Genomic DNA, 3,667 nt, shown 5'->3' with positions numbered 1-3,667 from the left:
CTGTAAGCTCTGCTGTAAGCTCTGCTGTAAGCTCTGCTGTAAGTTCGCTAAACGTATCTAGGATACCAACTATTTTCTGTTGAATTGCGAGAGAGGGTATAGGAATATAAAGAATTGAAAGCTTAGATGTATTAATTGTTGGTACACCTCCTTCGCTTTGTAATCGAATTATATGTTCTTCAATTGATTTTAAATAGTAATATAAAAATTTACTATTAATATTTAGTTTAACAGAACTATGTGGTATAATTGAAAAGCACTTATCATTTAAATAGAATTTATTACTAATAAAACTCACATAGCCAGCATTAGCTCCCACTCTTGATATTGTAACTGTGTTTTCCTTTCTATTATAAGAGTCAATATATCCCATAGGATCTTTTCCACCACTTATTATAGGATATTTTCCTGTTTCTAAAGAATCTTTTTTAGTAACTCCTTTCCCCGTTTTTATTTCACAAACTTCTCCCAAGGCTTTCCACTCCACCTCAACCCCATCTAATAATTTCTCTAGATAATTCATGCTTCAATCTCCTTTACTATAGCATCAATATCAGTGCGAAGCTGGTCTATCTTCTTCACCGTAGCGGCTAGCTCTTTATTGAGCTCCACAATATTCACTTTTTCGCGTGTATCTTCAAACTCCACATACGAGCTCACTGAGAGGTTGTAGTCGTTCTTTGCTATCTGGGTGTTGTCTATGGATTGTGCTATGTATTTCACATTCTCTTTGCTATCAAAGATTTGCATAATCTTTTTAATATGTGCATCCGTTAGCTCATTATTGTTGGTTACTTTTTTGAAAAAATCTTCACCACTCGCATCAATAAACTGAGTTTTCGTATCCGCCTTATGCTTGGAGAGCACTAAGATATTGACAGCAATAGAGGTTCCATAAAATAGATTGGGAGCCAAAGAAATAACCGTTTCCACAAAATTATTATCCACCAAGTACTTTCTAATCTTCTGCTCGGCACCACCTCGGTAAAATATTCCAGGGAAACAGACAATAGCAGCCCTCCCTCTGCTCGATAGATAACTTAACGCATGGAGTACAAAAGCAAAATCGGCTTTCGACTTAGGAGCCAATACGCCGGCAGGAGCAAAACGATCATCGTTAATAAGAGTAGGGTCATCATCTCCTATCCATTTCACCGAATAAGGAGGGTTGGATACAATCGCATCAAAAGGTTTATCGTCACCAAATTGAGGATTGATCAGTGTATCACCCAAAGCAATATTGAATTTATCGTAGTTGATGTTGTGCAAGAACATATTCATACGAGCCAAGTTGTAGGTGGTATGGTTAATCTCTTGTCCAAAAAAACCATCTTCAATAATGTGGTTATCAAAATGTTTTTTAGCTTGTAAAAGCAAGGATCCCGAACCCGCCGCAGGGTCGTAAATTTTATTGACAGAAGTTTGCTTATGCATAGCAAGTTGTGCTATCAGCTTAGAGACTTGTTGGGGTGTAAAAAACTCTCCACCCGATTTCCCTGCATTTGCAGCATAATTGGAAATTAAAAACTCGTAGGCATCACCAAACAAATCAATCTGGTTCTCCTCAAAGTCTCCAAAATCGAGTTCTTCTACTCCTTTTAATACAGCAGCCAAACGTTTATTTTTGTTCTCAACGGTGTTTCCTAGTCGTGTACTAGTTGTATCAAAATCGGCAAACAATCCTTTAATCTCTTTTTCCGAAGCATAGCCTAGTGCCGAACTCTCTATTGCATCAAAAATAGCTTTTAAATCGGTATTGAGGTCGGTGTTTGTATTGGCAGTATGGGCTACATTTTTAAAGAGCTGACTCGGATAAATAAAATATCCCTTCGTCTTAATAGCATCGTCTTTTAAATCGGGAGTAATGATATCGTCGGGTAAACTAGCATAATGAAAGCTGTCATCGCCAGCCTCCATATAGTTGGAAAAATTTTCACTAATGAAACGATAGAAGAGCGTTCCTAGTACGAACTGCTTAAAATCCCATCCATCTACAGAGCCACGCACATCGTTGGCTATCTTCCATATTTTAGCTTGTAATTCTTTTCGTTGATTTGAACTTGTCATTTTATCTTATAATAAATAGTCTCTACGGTTTTTTTGTCCGTATAAATTGAAGGTACTAATTTAACTTAAAATAATGTATATACCTTTCTTTAACCTATAAAACCTTAAAAAGAGGCGTAATTCTTTATCCCTCTTACTCTCTATTTTGTCTTTTCTATCCGATTGTAAACAACATTTACTTGTATATCTTCTATGCGAGTTGTTTCTATCAGTTTTAAGATTTCCTCTTCAGATAGATCTACGGCATGGTTACGGATGCACGTTTCAAGGCTAGACAATTCCCACTGATTCAATTTCATAAACAACTGGCTCGACTGAGTGAAGAAAGTAAAGGTCCAAGGCTCTTTACTCCAAATCTCGGACTCTTCTTCCTCGGGTAAGTAAACCGTAATCTCATCTCCCAGCAATTTGTATTTTCTATTGTAGGTCTGTGTGTCGTCTATCTGAGCAATAAACTGATAGCGATTGGTAAGTTCTAGTCTTTTGAAGAAGCCCTCTTTACTAAAATAGGTTTGAATTTCATCGGCTAAATAGCTATCTACTGTGGGGTTATTGGTTTGAATCTTATATTCTACCGAGTTGAAATTCCAGATGTCCCATAGTGCTATGGGGTAGGTTGTTGCCTTATTGTCGTCATTGGAACAAGCCAAAAGGAGTAGGGGAATAAGGGCGAAGAGATAATGTATCTTTTTCATAATGAGTTTTGTCTTTTGGAGTAAAGTATGAGTTTATAAATAAGGACAGATTGAAGAGTAGGCAGACTATTTATTTGTCAAAGTATCTGCCAACTTTTGCACTTCTGTATTGATAATCTGTTCAATGTCTGCAACCATATTCTTCTTTGAAGGCTCATCGTCTTTCTTGAATAGATAACTAGAAGAGCCTTCGCTACCACGGGCAACCTCTGGACTTACAAACAGACGGTATAATATGTTATTTGCTGCTCCGTAAGCATAACATTCTATGATAGGAGATACTATTTTAACTTTACCATCCTCTATTTGTACGGTTATTTCATACGCCAAGGTATAAGAATCTCCAAGTCCTCTTTTAATCTGTTGGGGAGATTCTGTGGAATAAGTAATCCAGTCTTTATTTTTATACTCTTGTATTTCATCCCCTATCTTTTTGCGACTTATAAAATAGGTTAGAACCTGATTGTAAATCTCTTCTTGACTAGCATTGGGGGTGCTGACTTCAAAAAAGTTACTAGCATCAACGGAGTTTTTAAACCCATGATAAGTAAGCTCAAACTGAGCTTTTGCCAAAAGAGGGGTGACGGCGAAGAGGAATAAAAAGAGTATCTTTTTCATGATCTATGATTTTTAAGGGATTTCTTTTGATTAAGATACAAAAAGTAATATCAATATTTTTATAATTTCTGTATCACTCTCTTTTCTCTGTGAAAATTGAGGATTGAACCTTGAATTTTAACACGTAAAAGACCAAACTAGAGAATTGAAAAATACTACTCTGTAATACTTTGTGCCACAACGTGTAAACTCTGTTTTTAGGTTCTTTTGTCGGAACTAGCTCCTAACTATGACACCGACATCGTAACATCATGACACCGACATGACGTTACGATGTCGGTGTCAAA

At 36.5% G+C, this 3,667-nt stretch carries 4 protein-coding genes; all 4 read right to left on the bottom strand.

Going from position 1 to position 3,667, the window contains the following annotated elements:
• The coding region (locus K8V80_RS07885) for a restriction endonuclease subunit S (protein WP_276776788.1) at positions 1-523 on the bottom strand (523 nt) is incomplete at its 3' end.
• Complete coding sequence (locus tag K8V80_RS07880; RefSeq protein WP_276776785.1) at positions 520-2,067, bottom strand: type I restriction-modification system subunit M; 1,548 nt, start codon at positions 2,065-2,067, stop codon at positions 520-522. The genes K8V80_RS07880 and K8V80_RS07885, both read right to left, overlap by 4 nt.
• A gap of 140 nt (positions 2,068-2,207) precedes the next feature.
• On the bottom strand, positions 2,208-2,762 hold the full coding sequence (locus K8V80_RS07875) for a hypothetical protein (RefSeq protein WP_276776783.1): 555 nt from the start codon (positions 2,760-2,762) through the stop codon (positions 2,208-2,210).
• Positions 2,763-2,828: 66 nt separating this feature from the next.
• Positions 2,829-3,380, bottom strand: coding sequence for a hypothetical protein (locus K8V80_RS07870; RefSeq protein WP_276776781.1), 552 nt, complete (start codon positions 3,378-3,380; stop codon positions 2,829-2,831).
• Between the last annotated feature and the right edge of the window lie 287 nt (positions 3,381-3,667).

The organism is Bacteroides coprosuis, from assembly GCF_020741705.1.
Classification (GTDB): domain Bacteria; phylum Bacteroidota; class Bacteroidia; order Bacteroidales; family Bacteroidaceae; genus Bacteroides_E; species Bacteroides_E coprosuis.
This window is presented reverse-complemented; position numbering and strand designations above follow the sequence as displayed.